The following is a 20,006-nucleotide window of genomic DNA, read 5'->3' as shown; positions in this document are numbered from 1 at the left end:
CCGAAGAGGGGGTGCGGCCCGGCCGGGAACGACCCGTGACGGCGTCGGTCAGGCGTCGAACACCTCACGCACCAGCTGCTCCTGCTCGGCCTGGTGCCGCTTCGCGGAACCGACGGCCGGGGACGAGCCGTGCGGACGCGAGATGCGGCGCAGACGCTCGTCGTGCGGGACGTCGGCACCGACGGCCAGGTCGAGGTGGTCGATCAGGTTGAGCGCGATGAACGGCCAGGCGCCCTGGTTCGCCGGCTCCTCCTGGGCCCACAGGTACTTCTCGGCGTTCGGGTACTTCTTGATCTCCGCCTGGAGTTCGGTACCCGGCAGCGGGTACAGGCGCTCGATGCGGATGATCGCCGTGTCCGTGATGCCGCGCTTCTGCCGCTCGGCATCCAGGTCGTAGTAGACCTTGCCGGCGGTGAAGACGACCTTCTTGACCGCGGCCGGGTCGACCGAGTCGTCGCCGATGACCGGGCGGAACTGGCCCGTGGTGAACTCCTCCGCCTTCGAGGCCGCCGCCTTCAGACGCAGCATCGACTTCGGGGTGAAGACGACCAGCGGCTTGTGGTGCGGGTTGTGCACCTGCCACCGCAGGAGGTGGAAGTAGTTCGACGGGACCGTCGGCATCGCGACCGTCATGTTGTTCTGCGCGCAGAGCTGCAGGAACCGCTCCGGGCGGGCCGAGGAGTGGTCCGGGCCCTGACCCTCGTAGCCGTGCGGCAGGAGCAGGGTCACGCCGGAGGTCTGGTTCCACTTCTGCTCGGCCGACGAGATGAACTCGTCCACGACCGTCTGCGCGCCGTTGGCGAAGTCGCCGAACTGCGCCTCCCACATCACGAGTGCGTCGGGGCGGGCCAGCGAGTAGCCGTACTCGAAGCCCATCACCGCGTACTCGGAGAGCAGGGAGTTGTAGACGTTGTACCGGGCCTGGTCCTCGGACAGGTACAGCAGCGGCGTGAACTCGGCACCCGTCTCGCGGTCGATGACGACCGCGTGGCGCTGGCCGAAGGTGCCGCGCTGCGAGTCCTGGCCGGAGAGCCGGACCGGGACGCCCTCCAGGAGCAGCGAGCCGACCGCGAGGGTCTCGCCCATGCCCCAGTCGATCGTGCCGTCCTCGACCATCGCCGCCCGGCGCTGCAGCTGCGGCAGCAGACGCGGGTGGATGGTGACGTGGTCGGGGATGTTGACCTGCGACTCGGCGATCCGCTTGACGACCTCGGAGCTGACCGCCGTGTTCACCGCCACCGGGAACTGGGCCTGCGGCTCCGAGGGCTCGGCGGCCGACGGCTGGGACGCCGCCTCGCGGACCTCGGTGAAGACCTTCTCCAGCTGGCCCTGGTAGTCCTGCAGCGCCTGCTCGGCCTCTTCCAGGGTGATGTCGCCGCGACCGATGAGGGACTCGGTGTACAGCTTGCGCACCGAGCGCTTCTTGTCGATCAGGTCGTACATCAGCGGCTGCGTGAAGGCCGGGTTGTCCGACTCGTTGTGACCGCGGCGGCGGTAGCAGATGAGGTCGATCACCACGTCCTTGTTGAACGCCTGGCGGAACTCGAAGGCCAGCCGCGCGACGCGGACCACGGCCTCCGGGTCGTCGCCGTTCACGTGGAAGATCGGGGCCTCGATCATGCGGGCCACGTCCGTCGCGTACATCGACGAGCGCGAGGACTCGGGAGCGGCGGTGAAGCCGACCTGGTTGTTGATGACGACGTGGACCGTGCCGCCGGTGCGGTAGCCGCGCAGCTGCGACATGTTCAGGGTCTCGGCCACCACGCCCTGGCCCGCGAAGGCCGCGTCGCCGTGGATCACCACCGGCAGGACGGTGAAGTCCGTGCCGCCCTTGCCGATGATGTCCTGCTTGGCGCGCACGACGCCTTCCAGGACCGGGTCCACCGCCTCCAGGTGGGACGGGTTGGCGACCAGGGAGACCCTGATCTGCTCGCCGTCGAGACCGGTGAAGGTGCCCTCGGCGCCCAGGTGGTACTTCACGTCGCCGGAGCCGTGCATCGACTTCGGGTCGAGGTTGCCCTCGAACTCGCGGAAGATCTGCGCGTACGACTTGCCCACGACGTTGGCCAGCACGTTCAGCCGGCCGCGGTGGGCCATGCCGATGACGACCTCGTCGAGACGGGACTCGGCGGCCGAGTCCAGAACGGCGTCCAGCAGCGGGATGACGGACTCGCCGCCCTCCAGGGAGAAGCGCTTCTGGCCGACGTACTTGGTCTGCAGGAAGGTTTCGAACGCCTCCGCGGCGTTCAGCCGGCGCAGGATGCGCAGCTGCTCCTCGCGCTCCAGGTTGGAGTGCGTGCGCTCCACGCGGTCCTGGATCCACTTGCGCTGCTTCGGGTCCTGGATATGCATGAACTCGATGCCGGTGGTGCGGCAGTACGAGTCGCGCAGCACACCCAGGATGTCGCGCAGCTTCATCAGGGTCTTGCCCGCGAAACCGCCGACCGCGAACTCGCGCTCCAGGTCCCAGAGGGTGAGCCCGTGCTCGGTGATGTCCAGGTCGGGGTGCTTGCGCTGGCGGTACTCCAGCGGGTCGGTGTCGGCCATGACGTGGCCGCGGACCCGGTAGGAGTGGATCAGCTCGAAGACGCGGGCGGCCTTCGTGACGTCGTCGTCGTGGGACGCGTCGATGTCCTTGAGCCAGCGGACCGGCTCGTAGGGGATGCGCAGCGCCTCGAAGATCTCGTCGTAGAAGTTGTTCTCGCCGAGGAGGAGGTTCGCGACCGCGCGCAGGAACTCGCCGGAGGCGGCACCCTGGATCACCCGGTGGTCGTAGGTCGACGTGAGCGTCATGACCTTCGAGATGCCGAGCTTGTTGAGGGTGTCCTGGCTGGTGCCCTGGAACTCGGCCGGGTAGTCCATGGAGCCGACGCCCAGGATCACCGACTGGTTCTGCATCAGGCGGGGCACGGAGTGGACGGTGCCCAGGCCGCCGGGGTTGGTCAGCGAGACGGTGACGCCGGTGAAGTCGTTCATCGTCAGCTTGTTGTCGCGGGCGCGACGGACGATGTCCTCGTAGGCCTGCCAGAACTCGAAGAAGTTCAGCGTCTCGGCCTTCTCGATGCCCGCGACGACCAGCTGGCGGTCGCCGTTCGGCTTGACCAGGTCGATGGCGAGGCCGAACTTGACGTGCTCCGGCTTCACCAGGGTGGGCTTGCCGTCCACCTTCGCGTAGTGCCAGTTCATCGACGGCATCGCCTTGATGGCCTGGACCATCGCGTAGCCGATGAGGTGCGTGAAGGAGATCTTCCCGCCGCGGGCACGCTTGAGGTGGTTGTTGATGACGATGCGGTTGTCGAACAGGAGCTTCACCGGGAGCGCGCGCACGGACGTGGCCGTGGGCACCTCCAGCGAGGCGTCCATGTTCTTCGCGACGGCCGCGGACGGGCCGCGCAGCGTCACCTGCTCGGGGCCCTGCTTGGCCTCGTCGGCGGGCTGGGCCTTGGCGGCCGGAGCCTTGGCTGCCGGTGCCTTCGCGGCGGCGGGCTTGGCGGGGGCGGCCTGGGCGGGGGCGGCCTGGGCGGGGGCCGGGGCGGCCTTCGCCGGAGCGGGCACCTGCGCCGGCGCCTTGGCGGCCGGTGCCGCGGCGGCGGGCTGCGGGGCGGAGGGCGGCGCGGGCGCGGCAGCGGGCTGGGCCGGAGTGGCCGGCGGAGCCGTCGTCGTGCCCGCGGTCCCCGTCGACGCGTTGCTCACCGGTGCAGAGGCCTGGGGCGCCCCAGGCTTGTAGTCGGCGAAGAAGTCCCACCAGGCCCGGTCGACCGAGTTCGGGTCCTGGAGGTACTGCTGGTAGATCTCGTCGACGAGCCATTCGTTGGCACCGAAGGCCGCAGCGGGGTTCTTGCCCGCTTGGTCGGTGTCGGTCGAGATGCTCGAGTTACTGGGGGACTGTGGCGACACGGCGTCAACCGCCCTCTTCCGCTTCACAAGATGATGGACAGCGGAAATTAAGGCTACGCCTCCAAGAGCGGGAAGGTCAGGTCGGGCCCGTTCAACGTCGCGTAAGTCACATCTCGGAGGGTGTTTCGGTGTGGGAAATGGCGGGAAACAAGCGTGGTTCCGCTTTTTCGGGCCGCATCAGTCATGCGTCGGGCACGACCCGGCGCACTCGCGACCCGGGTCTTTGCCTGATCACACGTGTCCGGCAGGGCGAACACACGTGGATCTTGTGACTCGACTTCGAACCTTACGTCAACCTGACGCGGGAGACGCTCCCGGAAGAGTGATAAGAATCCGGCAACCACGCTCGGATTCGGCCACCCCGATCCGTCCGCCGTGGAGATCGACGGCCCAGCGGGCGATCGCCAGACCGAGGCCGGTGCCGCCGTCGCTGCCCGGGCCGTGCGGCAGATTGACGCTGCCGCGGTTGAAGCGCTCGAAGACGCGGTGCCATTCGGTCCGCGGAATGCCGGGTCCCTCGTCCAGGATTTCCAGCCGCAGCGAATCCGGCTGCGTTCCGGGCCGTGCCCTGACCGTCACATGGCCGTGCGGCGGACTGTGCTTGACCGCGTTGTCGATGAGGTTGGCGACCACCTGGTGGATGCGCTCCGGGTCGACGTGCGCGGTGAGCTCCGGCGGCGAGACGTCGAGGCGCAGATAGACGTCCGTACGGGTGTGGCTGCCGGAGCCGGTGGCCATGCCCGCGCGCGCGGAGGCGACCATGTTGGCCTCCTTGAGCACGCCGGACAGATAGGGCCACACCTCGAACCGCTGCCGCTTCAGCGGGACGACACCGTTGTCCAGGCGGGACAGGTCGAGCAGCGTCTCCACCAGCCGGCCGAGCCGTTCGGTCTGCTTCAGCGCCGTGCGCATCGTCTCGGGGTCGGCCTCGGTGACGCCGTCGACGATGTTCTCCAGCACCGCGCGCAGCCCCGCGATCGGGGTGCGCAGCTCGTGCGAGACGTTGGCCACCAGCTCCTTGCGCTGGTGGTCCTGGGCCTCCAGCTCGTCGGCCATGACGTTGATGGTCTGGGCCAGATCGCCCAGCTCGTCCCGGCGGTTCTCCCGCACCCGGCGGGTGTAGTCGCCGTGCGAGATGGACCGGGCCACGGCGTTCATGTCGTCCAGCGGCGCGGTGAGCGAGTGCGCCACGAACTGGGTGATGAGCAGCGTGGCGATCATCGAGAAGACCGTGATGAAGCGCAGCTCGGTCTTGGTGTGCACCGCGATCATGGAGAGACCGGTGGTGATCAGCACCGATATGACGACCAGCGCGCCCAGCTTGGTCTTGATCGAGAACGGGCGGACACCGCCCCAGGGACCGTGGTCCCCGGGGCCTCTCCGTGTGGCCGACCGGTCGCTCACGGCGTCGGCGTCTCCAGGGCGTAGCCCACGCCGTGCACGGTACGGATGCGCTCGGCGCCGATCTTCCGGCGCAGCGCCTTGATGTGGCTGTCGACGGTACGGGTGCCGGAGGCGTCCGCCCAGTCCCAGACCTCGGCCAGCAGCTGCTCCCGGGAGAGCACCGCGCGGGGCGTGTTCGCCAGGCACACCAGCAGGTCGAACTCGGTGGGCGTCAGATGGACGTCCTCACTGCGCACCCGCACCCTGCGCTGCGCGTGGTCGATCTCCAGCTCGCCCAGGCGCAGGATGCCGCTGCGCGGTGTGGTGGCCGCCAGGGCCGCCCGCTCCATGCGGCGCAGCAGTACGTGCACGCGTGCCGCCAGTTCCCGCATGGAGAACGGCTTGGTCATGTAGTCGTCGGCGCCGACGCCCAGCCCGACCAGCATGTCGGTCTCGTCGTCGCGCGCGGTCAGCATCATGACCGGCACCGGCCGCTGGGCCTGCACGCGCCGGCAGACCTCCAGGCCGTCGAAGCCCGGCAGCATGATGTCGAGGATCAGCAGGTCGGGCTGCCATGCCTCCGCCGTGTCGACGGCGGACGGACCGTCGCCCGCCGTCTGCACCAGGAATCCCTCGGCACGAAGGCGGGTCGCGATGGCGTCCACGATCGTCGCGTCGTCCTCGACCACCAGGACCCGGCGTTGTGCGCCCGGGGTGGTCGCCGCCGTGCCGTTGTGGGAGGTGTGTGTCTGCTCCATCGCCCGCCCCTGAAGTGTGCTTTCGGGATCCGTGGGGTGATCCGTCCCTGCGCATGACTGCGATTGACGCTTGAATGATCGGCGCCAAGGCAGCAGCGTACGGGGAGCCACCGCGCCTTTGCTATCCAGGGCGGACACCGATGTGCACGACGTCCGGAACGCCCCGGGCAACCGGGACCTCTTCGGTACGCACCTGCTGGAACCCGGCATTACGCAAGGTTTCTTCAAAATCCGGAGACGGCTTGGCCGACCACACCGCGAGTACCCCGCCGGGCCTCAACACCCTTGCGCAGGCCAGGAGTCCGGTGGGGGAGTAGAGCCCTTCGTTGTCCTCGGTGACGGTCCAGTCGGGCCCGTTGTCGATGTCGAGACAGAGCGCGTCGAACGTGTCGGAAGTCTCATTGACGTACGCCACCAGGTCGGTCTCGACGATCGCCGTGCGGGGGTCGGCGAGGGCGCGCGCGGAGATCGCCGAGAACGCGGGCAGCGGGCCCGCGCGGTGCCAGTCGATGACGGCGGGTTCGCGCTCCACCACGGTGATGCGTCCCCAGCGGGGCTGGGCGGCGGCGTGGGCGAGCGAGAAGCCGACGCCGAGTCCGCCGATGAGGACGTGCGGGCCCGGCCGCGGGCCGTGTCCCGCGGGGGTGTCGGCGGCATCGAGTGCGGCCAGGGCGGCGTCGATCAGTCGCCGTTCCGAACGGCCGTCGGAGGTGTCCATCAGGAAGCAGCCGTTCGCGATGATCTGCAGCAGGCTGCCGTGCCGGCGGAGCACCACCTCCCCGTACGGGCCCTCGCGGCGGTCCAGGACTTCGGGAATGTCGTACGGGGTGGTCATGCGTTCATCCTGGCAGCACTTTCCGTTCAGCGGGCCGCAGGGCCATGGGGCCGTGCGGGCCATGTCGTGCGGGGTTCCTTTCTTCGCCCTCGCGAGTGATCGCTGAGAGCGAACGCGGCCCGGGGAACATTCGGTAGCTCACAAGCATTGAGTCGGCATAGCTCAACTTGACTGCCGAAAGGGAGATCATGGCTACTGAGTCCACATCGCTCGCCCTGCCTGTGCTGCCGCTCGACGACGAGGTCGTGCTGCCGGGGATGGTGGTTCCGCTGGACCTGAGCGACTCCGAGGTGCGCGCCGCGGTGGAGGCCGCCCAGGCCGCCGCCGCGTCCGCGCCGGGCAAGCCCCGGGTCCTGCTGGTACCGCGTCTCGACGGGACCTACGCCGGTACCGGCGTCCTGGGCACGGTCGAGCAGGTCGGCAGGCTGGCTGACGGCGACCCGGGCGCCCTGATCCGGGGCCGCAGCCGCGTGCGGATCGGCGCCGGGACCACCGGGCCGGGCGCGGCGCTGTGGGTGGAGGGCACCCGGATCGAGGAGACCGTGCCGGAGCCCCTGCCCGGCCAGGTCGGCGAACTGGTCACGGAGTACAAGGCGCTCGCCACCGCCTGGCTGCGCAAGCGCGGCGCCTGGCAGGTCGTCGACCGGGTCCAGGCCATCGACGACGTCGCCGCCCTCGCCGACAATTCCGGTTACTCGCCCTTCCTGACCACCGAACAGAAGGTGGCGCTGCTGGAGACCGCCGACCCGGTGGCCCGGCTGAAGCTCGCCACCCAGCAGCTCCGCGACCACCTCGCGGAGCAGGACGTCGCCGAGTCCATCGCCAAGGACGTCCAGGACGGCGTCGACAAGCAGCAGCGCGAGTTCCTGCTGCGGCGCCAGCTGGAGGCCGTACGCAAGGAACTGCGCGAGCTGAACGGAGAGGACGGCAAGGACTCCGCCGAGGAGTCCGACGACTACCGGGCCCGCGTCGAGGCCGCCGACCTGCCGGAGAAGGTGCGCGAGGCCGCGCTCAAGGAGGTCGACAAGCTGGAGCGCTCCTCCGACCAGTCGCCCGAGGGATCGTGGATCCGCACCTGGCTCGACACGGTCCTGGAGATGCCGTGGAACGAGCGGACCGATGACAGCGCCGCTTCGTACGACATCCGGGGCGCCCGGGCCGTGCTCGACGCCGAGCACGCGGGCCTGGAGGACGTGAAGGAACGCATCACCGAGTACCTGGCGGTGCGCAAGCGGCGCGCCGAGCGCGGACTCGGCGTGGTCGGGGGCCGCCGCGGCGGTGCCGTGCTCGCCCTGGTAGGGCCGCCCGGTGTCGGCAAGACGAGCCTCGGCGAGTCCGTCGCCCACGCGATGGGCCGGAAGTTCGTCCGGGTCGCCCTCGGCGGTGTCCGCGACGAGGCCGAGATCCGCGGCCACCGGCGTACGTACGTCGGCGCGCTGCCCGGCCGGATCGTGCGGGCCGTCAAGGAGGCCGGGTCGATGAACCCGGTGGTGCTGCTCGACGAGATCGACAAGGTGGGCTCGGACTTCCGGGGCGACCCGTCCGCCGCCCTCCTCGAAGTGCTGGACCCGGCGCAGAACCACACCTTCCGGGACCACTACCTGGAGGTCGAGCTGGACCTCTCGGACGTCGTCTTCCTCGCCACCGCCAACGTCCTGGAGGCCATTCCGGAGGCGCTGGCGGACCGGATGGAGATCGTCCGCCTGGACGGCTACACGGAGGACGAGAAGGTCGTCATCGCGCGCGACCACCTGCTCCCGCGTCAGCTGGAGCGGGCCGGACTCGCCGCGGACGAGGTCGACCTCGACGACGGCGCGCTGCGCAAGCTGGCCGGCGAGTACACCCGCGAGGCGGGCGTACGCACCCTGGAGCGGTCCATCGCGCGGCTGCTGCGCAAGGTCGCGGCCCAGCACGAACTGGGCGAGCGGGAGCTGCCGTTCACCGTCACGGAAAGCGATCTGCGAGGACTGATCGGCCGGCCGCACCACGTGCCCGAGTCCGCCCAGGACCCGGCCGAGCGCCGTACCGCCGTCCCCGGTGTCGCCACCGGGCTGGCGGTGACCGGCGCCGGCGGTGACGTCCTCTACGTGGAGGCGTCCCTGGCCGATCCGGAGACGGGCGCCGCCGGACTGACCCTGACCGGACAGCTGGGCGACGTGATGAAGGAGTCGGCGCAGATCGCGCTGAGCTTCCTGCGGTCGCACGGCGCCGAGCTGGAGCTGCCGGTGGCCGACCTGAAGGAACGGGGCGCGCACATCCACTTCCCGGCGGGTGCGGTGCCCAAGGACGGCCCCAGCGCCGGTGTCACGATGACCACCGCTCTGGCCTCGCTGCTCTCCGGGCGCCTGGTCCGTACGGATGTGGCGATGACCGGTGAGGTCTCGCTGACCGGGCGGGTGCTGCCGATCGGCGGGGTGAAGCAGAAGCTGCTCGCCGCGCACCGGGCGGGGATCACCACCGTGATCATCCCCAAGCGCAACGAGCCCGACCTGGACGACGTCCCCGCCGAGGTGCTGGACGGGCTCGACGTCCACGCCGTGACCGACGTCCGCCAGGTCCTGGAGCTGGCGCTCGCGCCGGCGACGAACGGCGCGGCGCCGGAGGTTCCGGTGGCGGCTTGATCGCCGTCCGCCGCCCGCCACCGGAAGGGCGACGGCCCGGGTCCCGTGAGGGAGGCCCGGGCCGTCACCGCGCGGGGCAGGGGCAGGGGCAGGGGCAGGGGCGGGGTGCGAGGCGGCGGCGTCAGCCGAGCGCCAGCGCCCGCACCCGGTCGACCGTGCCGTTGAAGAGGTCGTGGTCCCCGACCGTCGGCCCGGTCGAGGTGTACTGCCACATCGTGTAGAAGTCCCAGCCCGCGGGCAGCTCACCCGCGGTGGAGGCGTACCGGGCGATCCACAGGGGATTGTCGGCGGCGAACCCGGCGTGGTTCCCGGTGCACTGCTTCCACCAGCTGGTCGCCGTGTAGATCACGGCGTGCCGGCCGGTGCGCTCCCGGTACCGGTCCAGGAAGTCGCGGATCCAGCTCACCATGGCGCTCTGCGACTTGCCGTAGCAGGTGTCCCCGTAGGGGTTCCACTCCATGTCGAGCACGCCCGGCAGTGTCATGCCGTCGCGTGACCAGGCGCCGCCGTTGTCGACGAAGTAGTCGGCCTGGGCGGCGCCGCTCGTCCTGTCGGGGGTCGCGAAGTGGTACGCCCCGCGGATCATGCCGATGTCGTACGAACCGTTGTACTGCTGCGTGTAGTAGGGGTTCTTGTAGTACGTCCCCTCCGTGGCCTTCGCGTAGGCCCATCTGACCCCGCTGTTCCAGAGGGCCGACCAGGGCACGTCGCCCTGGTGGCTGGAGACGTCCACGCCCTCCGTCCAGGCGGTGCGGTGGGTGGGCGCGCCGTCCTGGCCGTCATGGGCGACGACGCCCATGCCCATGTGGGCGGAGCCGCGCGGCGGGACGTCGGGGGCGGCCGCCGTGGCCGCGGGCGTCGCGCGGGGAAGCGCGAGGATCGCGAGCAGGACCGCCGTGACGGTCGTGAACGCGCGTAGACGGGTGAAGCCGGATCTGTGCACGGGCATGACGTGTCTCCGAGGAACTTGGTGCGGGACCCTGAGAAGGGGAAGCAAGGGAGGCGACGCACGCGGACCGCGACGTGAGCCCCGGGGACCCCAGGGCTCCCCAGGGATTCGGAAACCGCCGCCGGGCCGCGTCTGCGAAATACTTGCGGAGCCGTAGCGGCGTCGCCACTCGGCGGGAACACGGACGACCGGGAAAACCGAGGCGGGAACTGACGTGCACGAAGGCGGAAACGGCGGCGCAGAGGACACCTCGTCCGAGGCGCCCGCGAGCGGTGTGGACCAGCCCGGATTCCTCGCTCTGGAAAGGGAGTTGACGGTGCTGCTGCGCCGCGCCAGGGCCAACCAGGGCGAGATGTCCCGCGAGGTCCATCCGGACCTGGAACCGTCCGCGTACGGTCTGCTCGTCCGTCTGGATGAGCGCGGCAAGCAGCGGGCCACCGAACTCGCCGCCTACATCGGCGTCGGCAAGGCGACGATGTCGCGTCAGCTGCACGCCCTGGAGGAACTCGGGCTCGTCACCCGCGAGCCGGACCCCGCCGACGGCCGCGCCTGGCTGGTCGCCCTCACCCCGGAGGGCCGGGACCGGATGAGCAGGGTCCGCGAGGCCCGCCGCGCGCGCTACGCCCGCCGCCTCGCCGACTGGGACACCGGCGAGGTCACGGAACTCGCCCGGCTGCTGCACCAGCTGAACCGCGGGACGGACAGGTGACCGGAGCGCCGTTCGGGGCAACTCGGCACCGTCCGGGGGATGTACGGCACTGTTCGGGGTAATCGGAGCAATCGGAGTGAGCGGGGTGCCGTTCGGGGGGAAGCGGGACACCGTTCGGCGTACCGGAGCGATCGAGTCCGGCGGTGTACGGGGGAGTCCGGCGGCGTACGGGTGAACAGGGTGGCGTACGGGGAGTCAGAACTCCACGTACACCACCGTCGCGTCGTCGTGCGTCTTGCTCCGGCCCAGCACCACCCGGTCCGTGTCCGCCCGCTCCAGGGCCCGTACGCGATCCACCAGCGCCCGCGGCCCCTCCTTGCGGACAAGGGCGAGACACTCCGTCCAGTCGCCCTCGCGGAACTTCTCCACCCAGCGCGCGGCCCCGTCCGTCAGGGCGGCCAGGGCGCGCACCTCGGCACGCGGAAGGGTTCCGGTGACCGCGCGCGCCGCGACCGACGGGTCGGCGGCCGCGGTGAAGAAGCCGCCCTCCTTGTTCCGCACCGTGGCGTCCACCAGTGCGTCCGTGGCCAGGGCCGAACGGGGCAGCAGGGCCAATCGGTCGTCCAGCAGCGGGGTGACCGCCCCGTCGGGGGACTCGACGAGCAGGACTGAGTCGGCCAGCACCAGGTACTCGACGAACTCTGGTGACCAGCGGGCCAGCACCACCGTCGCCTGAGGAGTGCGCGGGTGAGAAAGGTCACAGGTTTCGAGGTGTGCGCCGGCGGTACGCACAAGGGCCCGGGACAGCAGGTCGGCCAGGGGGACATCCGGGAGTGAAACGGTCAGTTCGGCGAGTGCTCCGCCGAGCCGCGCGGTGAACCAGGGGACGGAGTGCCGGCAGCCCGCCCCGTCCCGCGGGGGCGTGACGCCGTCCAGTACGACCAGTGAACCGCCCTGTCCGGAGGCCGGAAGTCCGACACTGGCGAAGTCCTCGTTGGGGCGGTCCGCGTCGCCGGGCTCCGAGGCGAGTTCAGTACGCATTCTCCCAGTCTGCACGAGGCCTCCACAAGGGCAGCCGGAGGTCGGACATGTTCGCTGATTTCCCGGGACCGTGCAGGTCAGTAGCCGATTTTGGGTGGGAATGCCGCGCTCCGGGCGCGCGTGGCGGCGAATCCTGCCATTGGCCGCCGCAGACGTCCAACCGGCCCGCCGCGCACGGCCGCTGCGGGACGTGGCGGGACTTGCCCCTCAACTCGCCTCCGATGTTCACTCCTTCGAGTGGCGGGTCAGGTGATGCGCATCCAGTGCCCAGAGGCGCTGGGAGGGTCGGGGAGCGATGGGGGCGTCTCACGGGCCCAGCGCGGTCGACAGTCCGGGCAGGACGCAGGTGCCTGTCACGAGCAGGGCGTAGACGCCTGATGACGGAGCGTCACCCGGACCCACGGGTACACGAGTCAGGAATGCGAGCACCGGTGCAGAAGACGCGGCCTCGTCGCACAGGCAAGCAGACGGCCCCCACGGGGGACGCCGACCAGAAGCCCACCGTCGGCAAGGGCCGCCCCACCCATGTGCGCAACCGGCTCATCGTGGCCGTCGCGGTGGTGGCCGCCGCGATCGCGGGCGCCGGAACACCGTCCGTGCTGGCGGCCTCCGGGCAACTGAACGACTCCCAGAGCCTGGTGACCCTCGCCGAGCGGACCCAGGACGCCCTGACGCTCGCGCACTCCCTCGCCGACGAACGGGACGAGGTCACGTCCTACATCGCGGCCGGCCGCCCCAAGTCCAAGGCACCCGCCGAACAGGACAGCGCCCGCGTCGACCGCCAGGTCGAGGAGCTGCGCGCCGACACCGGCACCTCCAAAGCCATGCGCGACGACCTCGACGCCATCGCGGCCGTGCGCAGGGCGGCGCTCACCGGCAAGAGCGGCGCGCTCGAGGCGCACCAGGCGTACTCCACCGCCATCACCCAGCTGCACCGGCTCGCCGAGCAGCTCGCGGAGCGGACCCCGCCCCGTGCGGGCTCCGGAGCCTACGCGCTCGCCGAACTGGATTCCGCCGTCCAGCAGGCAGCCGCCACCCGCGGGCTGCTGCTCGCCGCACTCAACGTGCCGAGCACCACCCAGACCGTCATCGACCCGATCACCGGTCTGCCCACCACGTCCACCGCCTCCTCGGACGCCGACACCGAGCGGCGCGACGAGCTGACCGCCGCGGCCCTCCAGGCCCGCCTGCGCTCCGACGCCGCCCTCGCCGACTTCCGCGACACGGCGCCCAAGGCGGCCCGCGCGTCCTACGACTCCACGGTGACCGGACCCGAGGTCGACTCCGCCGAGAAGTACCTCGCGAGCCTCACCGACCAGCCGTCCCTCTCCGGCGACGAACTCGCCACCGACGCCAAGAAACTGGAGGCTGCGCTCACCGCCCGCGTCGAGACGATGCGCGGAGTGGAGTCCGCCCTCTTCGAGAAGCGCACCAAGGACCTCGCCCAGCTGCGCGACGACGACGTCACCGCGCTGGAGATCCACGTCGCCGTCCTCGGCGCTCTCATGCTGCTCGCGGTCGGCGTCGCCACCGCCATGGCCCGCACCCTCACCCGCCCGCTGTCCGTGCTGCGCCGCGGTTCGGCCCGCCTCGCCGGGGCCGAGGACCCGAGCGTCGAAGAGCCGGTCACCTTCACCGGACGCAACGACGAGTTCGCCCAGGTCGTCCGCTCCGTCAACGCCCTGCACGCGCACGCCGCGCAGCTCGCCACGCGGATCGCCACCCTCGAGGCCGACCGCAAGCACCTCGTCGCGCAGCGGCAGCGGATGGCCGATGCCCGCGAGGAGCTGCGCACCGAGCTCACCGAGTCCGCCGCCCGTCTGGAGCAGCTGCGCACCAGCATCGGCGGCACCTTCGTCAACCTGGCGCTGCGCACCCTCGGCCTGGTCGAACGGCAGCTCGGCGTCATCGAGGGCCTGGAGGAGCGCGAGGACGACCCGGACCGCCTGGCCACCCTGTTCAAGCTCGACCACTTCGCCACGGTGATGCGCCGGCACAGCGAGAACCTCCTCGTCCTCGCCGGCGCCGAACACGTCCAGCACGCGGCGGGCCCGGTGCCGCTCGTCGACGTCGTACGGGCCGCGGTCAGCGAGATCGAGCGGTACGAGCGGGTCAGGATCGGCTCGCTGCCGCCGCACGCGCACATCGCCGGGTTCGCCGCCGACGACCTCAGCCATCTGCTGGCCGAACTCCTGGAGAACGCCACCTCGTTCTGCCCGCCCGACCTGCCCGTCGAGATCTCCGGCTGGCTGATGGAGAGCGGCGAGGTCATGCTCTCCGTGCAGGACGAGGGCATCGGCATGGACGGGGAGCGGTTGGAGCGGCTCAACGCCCGCCTGTCCGACTCCGACCCGGAGGCGCACTACAAGCACGAGGGCGAGGACGGCCTCGGACTCGGCCTGTACGTCGTGGCCCGGCTCGCCCAGCGGCACGGGGTGCGGGTGCGGCTGCGGGAGCAGAAGCAGGGCGGTGTCGCCGCGGTCGTGGTCCTTCCCACGACCCTGCTGGCCGCCAAGCCCGCCCCGCCCACCGCCGTACCCGCCTCCGGTTCCGGCGCCGCCGGTGCGGAGCGCGTCTCCCTGCCGGGCGCGGATGCCGAGGCCAACGCCAACGTCCTGCACGGCCGTACGGAGAGCGACGACCCGCTGGTCGCCCTGGCGGAACAGGCCGTACAGCAGCAGCAACCCGCCGCGAAGGCACCGGCCGCGGAGGCACCCGCCGAGCAGGAGCCAACAGGCGACGCGCCGAAGGAGCCCGCGGAGAACGCCCCTGCCGAGGCCGCCGCCGAGCCCCTCGCCGGAGCCGGTGACAGCGACGGCGACGGTGGCCCCGAGGCTGTGGACGGGACGCATCAGCGGCCCGCCGAGACCACCATGGAACTGCTGATCCCGTCGCCCGCGCCCGCGCCCGACGCGACCGCGGCGGCGGACGCGAAGGCCCCGGATGCCCAGCCGGACACCAGGCCCGAGCCTCCGGCCTCACCGCCGACCCGGTCGGTGCCCGCCCCCGCCCCCGGCGCCGAGCACACGCGCGTGCCCGACGGTCCGGCGGTGGAGGAGGAGCCGGTCACCGCCAAGGGCCTGCCCAAACGCACACCGAAGATCGCCGCGCGCGCCGAGGCCCCCAGGCAGCGCACCGGCTCGGTGGACGCCGACGCCCTGCGGCGCCGCCTCGGCGGCTTCCGCCGGGGGGCGGAGGCCGGACGCCGGGACGTCGAAGTGGAGATCGCCGAGGAGACGGGACCGCACCGCCCGCCGTCCACCGCGGCCGCACCATCCGAAGAAGCCACGGGGGGCACCGTCGAGGAGGCAAGCAGTTGACCACGCCCAGTACCTTCGGACTGAGCAGTGAGGCCCGCAACCTGCACTGGCTGCTGACCAACCTCGTCGAGGAGGTGCCCGGCATCCTCTCGGTCGCCGTGGTCTCCTCCGACGGGCTGCTGCTGCTCTCCTCCGACCCCGATCTCGTGCCCGCCCGGACGAACCGGGGCGAGGCCGCCGCCGGGGCACTCGAGGCGCGGACCGGGAAACGCGCCGGCCCGCGAGGCTCCGCCGCCGATCTGGCCACCGTCGTCTCCGGCATCGGCAGCCTGACCGTCGGCGCCGCCAAGCTGATGGACTACGGCCAGGTCAAGCACACCATGGTGGCGATGGACGAGGGCAGTCTGTTCGTGATGTCGATCAGCGACGGCTCGCTGCTCGGGGTGCACGGCTCCGCGGAGTGCGACATGAGCGTGGTGGCGTACCACATGGCCCTGTTCGTGGGCCGGGCCGGCCATGTCCTGACCCCCGAACTCCGCAGCGAACTGCGCAAGTCCATGGAGAACAAGACCCTGGAGAACGAGTCCACCGGGAGCCCCTGTTGAGCGGTAAAACCAGGAAGAACCTCCCGATCCGCGGCGGGGACCGTAAACCCGCCCGGGTCCGCCCCTACTCGCTCACGGGCGGCCGTACCCGCTTCGGCCATGTGCTCCTCGTCGAGACGTTCGTGGCGGCCACCGCCGAACTGGAGGCCGCCGAGCAGCGCAAGGAGCTGACGCAGGGCTCGCTGAAGTCGACGATCATGCCGGAGATGCGGGCCATCGTCGAACTGTGCCGCCGGATGCGCACGGTGGCCGAGATCGCCGCGCTGCTGAGGATGCCGCTCGGCGTGGTCCGGGTGCTCCTGAGCGACCTCGCGGACCAGGGAAAGATCCGTGTCTACGGAACGGGAACCGGCCACGGCACGGGCCGCCCGGACCGCGTGCTGCTGGAAAGGGTGCTGAGTGGACTCCGCCGTCTCTGACGCAGTTCAAGGCGTCTCCCCGCTCGTCGAGGACGACGAGCAGTTGCTGCCCTGGCAGACGGACCGCACCCGCGCCCCGATCGCCACGAAGATAGTGGTGGCCGGCGGCTTCGGAGTCGGCAAGACCACGCTGGTCAGCACCGTCTCGGAGATCAAGCCTCTGGAGACCGAGGCGCTGATGACCGAGGCGAGCGCCGAGACCGACGACCTCACCGCCACGCCGGACAAGCTGACCACCACCGTGGCCATGGACTTCGGCCGCATCACGCTCGACGACGACCTGGTGCTCTACGTCTTCGGCACGCCGGGGCAGCAGCGGTTCTGGTTCATGTGGGACGACCTGGTGCGCGGTGCGATCGGCGCGGTCGTCATGGCCGACACCCGCCGGCTCAAGGACTGCTTCCCGGCGCTCGACTACTTCGAGAGCTGCGGACTGCCGTACATCGTCGCGGTCAACCACTTCGACGAGACCGAGCTGTTCGAGCCGGACGACGTGCGGGAGGCGCTCACCATCCCGGCCCACATACCTGTCATGATCATGGACGCCCGGAGCCGGATCTCGGTCGTCGAGACCCTCCTGTCCCTGGTGGGTCACGCGCTCGAGGAAACCCCGGAGTAGCCCGGAAGCCCCGCTCGGCTGCCGGAAGCCCCCGTCCCCTAGGAGAACTCCCCGTATGCGGAAAATACTCGTCGTCGGAGCCGGCCAGTCCGGTCTCCAGCTCGCCCTCGGTCTTCAGTCGCACGGGTACGAGGTCACCCTGATGTCCAACCGGACCGCGGACGAGATCCGCACCGGACGGGTGATGTCGACGCAGTGCATGTTCCACACGGCCCTGCAGCACGAGCGCGATCTCCAGCTGAACTTCTGGGAGTCCCAGGCCCCGAAGATCCAGGGGCTCGGTGTCTCGGTCGCGGCCCCCGGCTCGCACGACCCGGGCCCGACGCAGCGCGCGATCAACTGGCTGGGCCTGCTCGACGGGTTCGCGCAGTCGGTCGACCAGCGGGTGAAGATGGCGGGCTGGATGGACACGTTCGCGCAGCGCGGCGGCCAGCTGGTCATCCACGGCGCGGCCGTCGGCGACCTGGACTACTTCTCCCGTACGTACGACCTCGTGCTCGTCGCCGCGGGCAAGGGCGAACTCGTGCAGATGTTCGGCCGCGACGCCTCGCGCTCCCCGTACGCCGAGCCGCAGCGGGCGCTCGCGGTGGCCTACGTCCACGGGCTGGAGCCGCGTCCGGAGCACCCGGACACCGAGGCGGTCCGCTGCAACATCGTCCCCGGCGTCGGCGAGATGTTCATCATGCCGACCCTCACCACCTCGGGCCGCGCCGACATCCTGTTCTGGGAGGGCATACCCGGCGGCCCGCTGGACGCCTTCAAGGACGTCAAGGACCCGGCGGAGCACCTCTCCCTGACCCTGGAACTCATGGAGAAGTTCCTCCCCTGGGAGCACGCGCGGACCGGCAAGGTCGAACTGACCGACGCCGGCGGCACCCTCGCCGGCCGCTACGCCCCGACCGTCCGCAACCCCGTCGGCCGGCTGCCCGGCGGCGGCCTGGTCCTCGGCGTCGCGGACGTGGTCGTGGCCAACGACCCGATCACCGGCCAGGGCTCCAACTCGGCCTCCAAGTGCGCCGCCTCCTACCTCGCCTCGATCGTCGAGCACGGTGAGCAGCCGTTCGACGAGGCGTGGATGCGGCAGACCTTCGACCGCTACTGGGACACGGCCCAGCACGTCACCAAGTGGACCAACGCCATGCTGGCCCCGCCGCCCGCGCACGTCCTCGAGGTGCTCGGCGCCGCGGGCAGCCTCCAGCCCGTCGCCGACCGGTTCGTCAACTGCTTCGACAACCCGGCCGACCTCGAGAACTTCTTCTACGACCCGGAGAAGGCCGGGGCCTACCTGGCGGAGGTCTCAACAGCGGCGGGCGGCGCGTAGGCGCGCGCGTAGCCCTGGTCGGGTCCCTCCGTGGCCCCCTCGGGGAGCTCCGGCGGCACATAGCGCCGCAGGGGCTCCCCGCCCGGGTCGGGGCGTACGGCGCCCAGGACCGGGTTGGCCGCGATCGGGGAGACCTTGACCCGCGCGCCGGGCCGGGGTGCCTGCACCACCATGCCGTCACCCAGGTAGAGGGCGACATGCGTGGCCTCGGGGAAGTACACGACGAGGTCACCCGGCCGCAGTTCGTCCAGCGCGACCCGCTCCAGCCGCGCCCACTGCTCCTGACTGGTCCGGGGGACGGGTGTTCCGGCGGCACCCCACGCCTCGGACGTCAGTCCCGAACAGTCGTACGCCCCGGGGCCTTCCGCGCCCCACTCGTACGGCTTCCCGATCTGCTCCACCGCGTACCGCACGGCCTGTTCGCCCGCCGCGGAGGGGGTGCGCCCGCCGCCGGGAGCACCGGGTGCGCCCAGGGCGCCGGAGGCCAGGAACTCCGCTTGGTCCCGGGCCACTTCGGCCCGTTCCCGCTCGGCGAGGGCGGCCAGCTCCTCGGGGCTGAGCGAGGCGAGCAGTTCCTCGACCTCGCCGAGCCGCTCACGCACCGCGTCCCGCTCCTTCCCGCGCCGTTCGGTGAGGGCGAGCCGGTCGTCGAGCGCCCTGCGGGCCCGCCGGGCGAGCTCGTCGGCCCGCTTCTCACTGCCGGTCAGCCGGCCCACCGCGTCCGCCCGGTTGCGCGCCAGCCGCCCGATCACATGCCCCTGGTCGAGAGCGTGCTGCGGATCGCGTGCCAGCAGCAGCCGTACGTACGGGGAGATCCCGGTGCTGTTCTGGTACTGGTGCCGGGCCAGCCGCCCGGCCGTGCCCCGGCTGTGGTGCAGGGAGAGCCGGGCGCGGGCGAGGGCGCTCTCCAGCCGTCGGGTCTCGGCGCGCTGCCTCGTCAGCCGTTCCCTGGTGGCCTCGTAGGCCGCGGTGGCCTTCCCCACCGCGTGGTACAGCCGCTGAAGGTCCGTCAGCAACTCGGCGACGGACCGCTTGCGGGGTTCGGCTGCGGTGCCCGCAGGCGGTTCGAGAGCTCCGTCGTCGCCCCTGGGGAGCCGAACCGCGGTGCTCCCCGGCGGCTTCGGAACGGCCGTCGCGGGCACCGGTGCGAGAACGGTCCCGGCCGCGACCGCCGCCGTACACACCAGACACAGAAGCATTCCTGACATGCCATCACCTCCGACGCGGGCGGATCCTCCGCTCCGCATCGTGAGCATCCGGCGGCCTGGCCGGGCCCGCTCGCCGGGTGTGCGCGGTTCGGCGCAACGGCGTCACCCGTCGGCGTCGTCCGGCTTGCCACCCGGCGTGGCGTCTGGATCGGCGGCGGGCTTTCGGGTGCGCCCCGGCCACGGCCACCTCGGCCGGCCGGTCGCCGCCCCGCTCGGGTCGTACAGGTACTTCCACCCCCGCGTCAGCCCGATCCGCCCGCTCTGCTCCCGGGGCACCCGCCGGTAGATCAGCACGGTGGCCGGGCCGCCGTCCGGGGCCGGGACGGGAATGCGGTACGTCTTGGGCGGGTGCCCGGTGATGCCCAGCAGCACGGGCAGGACGCGCCCGTCCATGGGCCCGCCCTCGAAGGGGGTGTCCTGACTCTTCACGCCTCCAGTGTC

At 71.3% G+C, this 20,006-nt stretch carries 15 protein-coding genes; 7 read left to right on the top strand and 8 right to left on the bottom strand.

Annotation, left to right across the window (positions count from 1 at the left end):
- Positions 1 to 48: 48 nt before the first annotated feature.
- From DIZ27_RS10525 to DIZ27_RS10510, 4 genes are all read right to left on the bottom strand, one after another.
- A complete protein-coding gene (locus DIZ27_RS10525) occupies positions 49 to 3,897 on the bottom strand; it encodes a multifunctional oxoglutarate decarboxylase/oxoglutarate dehydrogenase thiamine pyrophosphate-binding subunit/dihydrolipoyllysine-residue succinyltransferase subunit (protein WP_109378074.1) in 3,849 nt (1,282 codons plus the stop codon).
- Positions 3,898 to 4,188: 291 nt separating this feature from the next.
- On the bottom strand, positions 4,189 to 5,301 hold the full coding sequence (locus DIZ27_RS10520; protein WP_109378073.1) for a HAMP domain-containing sensor histidine kinase: 1,113 nt from the start codon (positions 5,299 to 5,301) through the stop codon (positions 4,189 to 4,191).
- Entirely contained in the window at positions 5,298 to 6,038 is a 741-nt protein-coding gene (locus DIZ27_RS10515) for a response regulator transcription factor (RefSeq protein ID WP_109378072.1), read from the bottom strand. Before DIZ27_RS10515 ends, DIZ27_RS10520 begins: the two co-directional genes overlap by 4 nt.
- 121 nt (positions 6,039 to 6,159) lie before the next feature.
- On the bottom strand, positions 6,160 to 6,873 hold the full coding sequence (locus tag DIZ27_RS10510; protein ID WP_109378071.1) for a spermidine synthase: 714 nt from the start codon (positions 6,871 to 6,873) through the stop codon (positions 6,160 to 6,162).
- A gap of 188 nt (positions 6,874 to 7,061) precedes the next feature.
- Here DIZ27_RS10510 and lon point away from each other — a divergent pair, with 188 nt between their 5' ends.
- Positions 7,062 to 9,494 carry an endopeptidase La gene (lon, locus tag DIZ27_RS10505; protein WP_109378070.1) on the top strand — a complete coding sequence of 811 codons (2,433 nt, stop codon included), beginning with the start codon at positions 7,062 to 7,064 and terminating at the stop codon, positions 9,492 to 9,494.
- Between the two features lie 121 nt (positions 9,495 to 9,615).
- On the opposite strand, the gene DIZ27_RS10500 is transcribed toward lon, so the two are convergent.
- Positions 9,616 to 10,443, bottom strand: coding sequence for a lysozyme (locus DIZ27_RS10500; RefSeq protein WP_109378069.1), 828 nt, complete (start codon positions 10,441 to 10,443; stop codon positions 9,616 to 9,618).
- A 214-nt stretch (positions 10,444 to 10,657) separates the two neighbouring features.
- Between DIZ27_RS10500 and DIZ27_RS10495 the strand changes: the two genes are divergently transcribed.
- Entirely contained in the window at positions 10,658 to 11,152 is a 495-nt protein-coding gene (locus DIZ27_RS10495) for a MarR family winged helix-turn-helix transcriptional regulator (protein WP_109378068.1), read from the top strand.
- 195 nt (positions 11,153 to 11,347) lie between these two features.
- Here the strand turns inward: DIZ27_RS10495 and DIZ27_RS10490 are convergent, their stop codons facing one another.
- A complete protein-coding gene (locus tag DIZ27_RS10490; protein ID WP_109378067.1) occupies positions 11,348 to 12,133 on the bottom strand; it encodes a protein phosphatase 2C domain-containing protein in 786 nt (261 codons plus the stop codon).
- A 431-nt stretch (positions 12,134 to 12,564) separates the two neighbouring features.
- Between DIZ27_RS10490 and DIZ27_RS10485 the strand changes: the two genes are divergently transcribed.
- Genes DIZ27_RS10485 through DIZ27_RS10465 form a run of 5 tightly spaced genes read left to right on the top strand, consistent with a single transcriptional unit; the run spans position 12,565 to position 18,357 of the window.
- Positions 12,565 to 15,453, top strand: coding sequence for a nitrate- and nitrite sensing domain-containing protein (locus DIZ27_RS10485; RefSeq protein ID WP_258308320.1), 2,889 nt, complete (start codon positions 12,565 to 12,567; stop codon positions 15,451 to 15,453).
- A complete protein-coding gene (locus tag DIZ27_RS10480) occupies positions 15,450 to 15,998 on the top strand; it encodes a roadblock/LC7 domain-containing protein (protein ID WP_109378065.1) in 549 nt (182 codons plus the stop codon). Before DIZ27_RS10485 ends, DIZ27_RS10480 begins: the two co-directional genes overlap by 4 nt.
- On the top strand, positions 15,995 to 16,417 hold the full coding sequence (locus DIZ27_RS10475) for a DUF742 domain-containing protein (RefSeq protein ID WP_109378064.1): 423 nt from the start codon (positions 15,995 to 15,997) through the stop codon (positions 16,415 to 16,417). Before DIZ27_RS10480 ends, DIZ27_RS10475 begins: the two co-directional genes overlap by 4 nt.
- Positions 16,398 to 17,036 carry an ATP/GTP-binding protein gene (locus DIZ27_RS10470; RefSeq protein WP_109378063.1) on the top strand — a complete coding sequence of 213 codons (639 nt, stop codon included), beginning with the start codon at positions 16,398 to 16,400 and terminating at the stop codon, positions 17,034 to 17,036. Before DIZ27_RS10475 ends, DIZ27_RS10470 begins: the two co-directional genes overlap by 20 nt.
- Positions 17,037 to 17,091: 55 nt before the next feature.
- Positions 17,092 to 18,357, top strand: a complete 1,266-nt coding sequence (locus DIZ27_RS10465) for a styrene monooxygenase/indole monooxygenase family protein (RefSeq protein WP_109378062.1) — start codon at positions 17,092 to 17,094, stop codon at positions 18,355 to 18,357.
- On the opposite strand, the gene DIZ27_RS10460 is transcribed toward DIZ27_RS10465, so the two are convergent.
- Both DIZ27_RS10460 and DIZ27_RS10455 read right to left on the bottom strand, forming a co-directional pair.
- Positions 18,318 to 19,565: a C40 family peptidase gene (locus tag DIZ27_RS10460; RefSeq protein WP_109378061.1), complete on the bottom strand. Its 1,248-nt coding sequence runs from the start codon at positions 19,563 to 19,565 to the stop codon at positions 18,318 to 18,320. The genes DIZ27_RS10465 and DIZ27_RS10460 overlap by 40 nt on opposite strands.
- A 102-nt stretch (positions 19,566 to 19,667) precedes the next feature.
- Positions 19,668 to 19,994 (bottom strand): hypothetical protein, encoded by a 327-nt coding sequence (locus DIZ27_RS10455; protein WP_109378060.1) that lies wholly within the window; start codon positions 19,992 to 19,994, stop codon positions 19,668 to 19,670.
- Between the last annotated feature and the right edge of the window lie 12 nt (positions 19,995 to 20,006).

It is taken from the genome of Streptomyces sp. NWU339 (genome assembly GCF_003143855.1).
Taxonomy (GTDB): domain Bacteria; phylum Actinomycetota; class Actinomycetes; order Streptomycetales; family Streptomycetaceae; genus Streptomyces.
The sequence above is the reverse complement of the archived record's forward strand: the minus strand, read 5'-3'. Positions and strand labels throughout refer to the sequence as shown.